The sequence below is a fragment of the Kitasatospora sp. NPDC091257 genome (assembly GCF_044757675.1).
GTDB lineage: Bacteria > Actinomycetota > Actinomycetes > Streptomycetales > Streptomycetaceae > Kitasatospora > Kitasatospora lactacystinica.
The window spans coordinates 1-2,519 of sequence record NZ_JBIVVI010001258.1 but is presented as its reverse complement, the minus strand read 5'-3'; the positions used below and the strand labels follow the sequence as shown (position 1 = coordinate 2,519).

Annotated in this window: 4 protein-coding genes and 1 pseudogene; 3 read left to right on the top strand and 2 right to left on the bottom strand. The window is 74.8% G+C overall.

The features are described 5' to 3' along the window. The coding region (locus tag ACIQOV_RS37030; protein WP_401055187.1) for a KR domain-containing protein at window positions 1-115 on the bottom strand (115 nt) is incomplete at its 3' end. Between the two features lie 8 nt (window positions 116-123). Here ACIQOV_RS37030 and ACIQOV_RS37025 point away from each other — a divergent pair. Next, window positions 124-672 (top strand): hypothetical protein, encoded by a 549-nt coding sequence (locus ACIQOV_RS37025; RefSeq protein ID WP_401055186.1) that lies wholly within the window; start codon window positions 124-126, stop codon window positions 670-672. A 217-nt stretch (window positions 673-889) separates the two neighbouring features. On the opposite strand, the gene ACIQOV_RS37020 is transcribed toward ACIQOV_RS37025, so the two are convergent. Beyond that, window positions 890-1,615 carry a class I SAM-dependent methyltransferase gene (locus tag ACIQOV_RS37020; RefSeq protein WP_401055185.1) on the bottom strand — a complete coding sequence of 242 codons (726 nt, stop codon included), beginning with the start codon at window positions 1,613-1,615 and terminating at the stop codon, window positions 890-892. Window positions 1,616-1,890: 275 nt separating this feature from the next. On the opposite strand from ACIQOV_RS37020, the gene ACIQOV_RS37015 reads away from it, so the two are divergent. Together ACIQOV_RS37015 and ACIQOV_RS37010 are read left to right on the top strand one after the other, a co-directional pair. Beyond that, window positions 1,891-2,010, top strand: a complete 120-nt coding sequence (locus tag ACIQOV_RS37015) for a lasso RiPP family leader peptide-containing protein (RefSeq protein WP_396302912.1) — start codon at window positions 1,891-1,893, stop codon at window positions 2,008-2,010. 10 nt (window positions 2,011-2,020) lie between these two features. Further along, window positions 2,021-2,519 (top strand): annotated as a pseudogene (locus tag ACIQOV_RS37010) (hypothetical protein); the annotation flags it as partial.

Here is a 2,519-nt window from a genome sequence, read left to right as displayed (position 1 = left end):
AGGCGTTGCCCGCCGCGTACGCGCCCTGTCCGCCGCCGCCCCACACCGCGGCGATCGAGGAGAAGACGACGAACTGCTCGCCTCGTCCTCGTCCTCGTCCTCGCCTGAAAGCCACTTCCCCCCATGCACCTCGCCACCCTCGCCCGGCACACCCTCTCCCGTGGCGCCACCCCCGCCGCCACCTACGCCCTCCTCGCCCGCCTCGGCCACAAGCCGCTGCCGTGCGCCGAGGCCGTGTGCCTCGCGCTCGACATCCCGCCCGCCGAGACCGCCCGGCGTCTGGGGGAGTGTTACGACGCCCTGCTCGCCGATCCCCGCCCCGACTCCGAGGCCGACACCGGTGAAGTCCTCGAAGCCCTCGGCGTGTTCGACGTCCCCAAGCGGCTCACCCCCACCGAACACGCCCTCGTCGGCCACCTCACCACCGCCATCGACGCCATCGGCGGCATCCGCCCCGGCCACCAGCACGGCCTCCAGCGCTGGTTCACCACCGGCAACCTCACCGCCGCCTACCTCTCCCTCGCCTCCACCGCACCCCTGCCGCGCACCGGAGACCCGGCCACCTACTGGACCGCCCTCGTCATGGCCGGCGAACTCCTCACCACCACCGGCCCCGACCCCCGCGTCCGCTACGCCCTCACCCACTGCCGTACCCAAGCCGCTCGCACCTGAGTGCCGAGGCGGCGCAGGAAGTCGGCTCGGCCGACTTCCCGCGCCTCGGCCTCGCCGGGGTGATGATCGCGACCGTCTGAAGGTCCTCGTCATCGGAGCCACCGAGACCCTGCAACGCCTCGGCGCCGCCCCCGCCGACGGCACCTCCGCCGCCGAGGTCGCCCGGGCCTACCGCGCCGCCGTCGAGGGCACCACCCGGGGGAGTGGGGGCGGAAAGCTATCGGCGCCGGGTCACGAACACGAACTCCCGCCCCGGCCGGTCGGGCGCGTCGCGGACCTCCTCCACCGTGAACCCGCAGGCGGTCAGGTCTCGTTCGACCTCCGCCCGCTCCCGGAAGCGCAGCGTCGAATCCGAGGTCAGCACCTGCCCGTCCGCGGCGAACACGTACGTCCACCGGAACGACACCAGCGGCCAGCGCACCCCGGTCAGGTCGACCCAGCTCTCGACCGCGCCGACCCCCGGGACCTCCGTCACCCGGTGGGAGCGCCCGCGCGTCCACTCCTCCCAGGCGCGGGCGGCCGGGTCGCGGGTCTCGAAGACCAGCCGCCCGCCCGGCCGCAGCGCCCCGAAGGCACCTCGCAGCGTCCCCCGCCACTCGGTCGGGTCGGTGATCGCCTGAGCGACGTTCGCCGTCATCGTCGCCAGGTCGACCCGCAGCGGCGGCAGGCCCGTCGCGTCCCCGTGGATCCAACGCACCTTCGCGGCACCCGGTTTGGCGCGCGCGACCTCGACGGACGCGAGCGCGGGATCGACGCCGACGACCTCGGCCCCGCGCCCGGCCAGCAGCAGCGCGAACACCCCCGTGCCGCAGCCGATGTCCAGCACCCGGCGCGCCCCGAACTCCTCCGCCATCCGCAGGTAGGCGTCGAGATCGCCGCGGTCGGGGTCCAGCGGGTCGTAGACCGCGGCGAGCCGCGGGTGCGCGAAGCATGCGTCAGCCATGAGCCGACCGTAGGCGGGCCCCCGCCCGGCACCAAACAGGTCTACACCACTTCGTCCACGGCTGGCCGAAACCGGCCCCGGCCCCCGCCGCCCCCGCCGCCCGCGAACCCCGGTGCCCACCAGTCCCGGGAGCGCCCGCGACCACGCGCACGGGGGCCGTCGGGATCCGGCCGAAGCGCCCGGCACCGCTTGTCCGTCGGCGAACCGAGCAGGAAGAGTGGAAGACCGCCGGCCGGCGATCGTGTCCAACTCCCCGCAGAAGAGAGGACATCGTCATGACCGACGACGTGTACGAGCCCCCGGAGCTGATCGAACTCGGCGACTTCGCCGACCTCACCCGCGGCTTCGACATCGGCAACCAGTCCGACGTCCACGGCTACTACCTCGCCCCCTGAGGACCGGGCCGTGAACGGTCACCGGCGGACCCGGTTCGTGGTCCTGCCGGACACCGACGCCGGAGCCGCGGTGGCCGCGGCGCGGGGCACGGCCGAGCGCCGTGCCCTGCACCACCCCAGCGGACGCCCCTGGATCCTCGGCCACTGGCCGGACGACGAACCGGTCACCGCCCAGGCCGGACCGGTCGCGCTGGCCGTGTTCGGCACCTGCGACACCGACGCCCACCACCTGCGCCGCAGCGCCGCCCGCATCCGCGACCCGTACGACGCCCTCGCCCTCGCCGCCGACCTGGCCGGCAGCTTCCACCTGATCGCCACCGTGCACGGCACCGTCGCCGCCCGCGGCACACTGTCCGGACTGCACCGCCTGCACCTGGCCGAGATCGACGGCGTCCCCGTCCTCGCCGACCGGGCCGACACCCTCGCCGCGACGGGCGGTGTTGCGGAAGAACGGCCGGTCCGGGGCGTGGGTGGCCAGGACGATCACGTCCGGCCGCAGCACCGAGTAC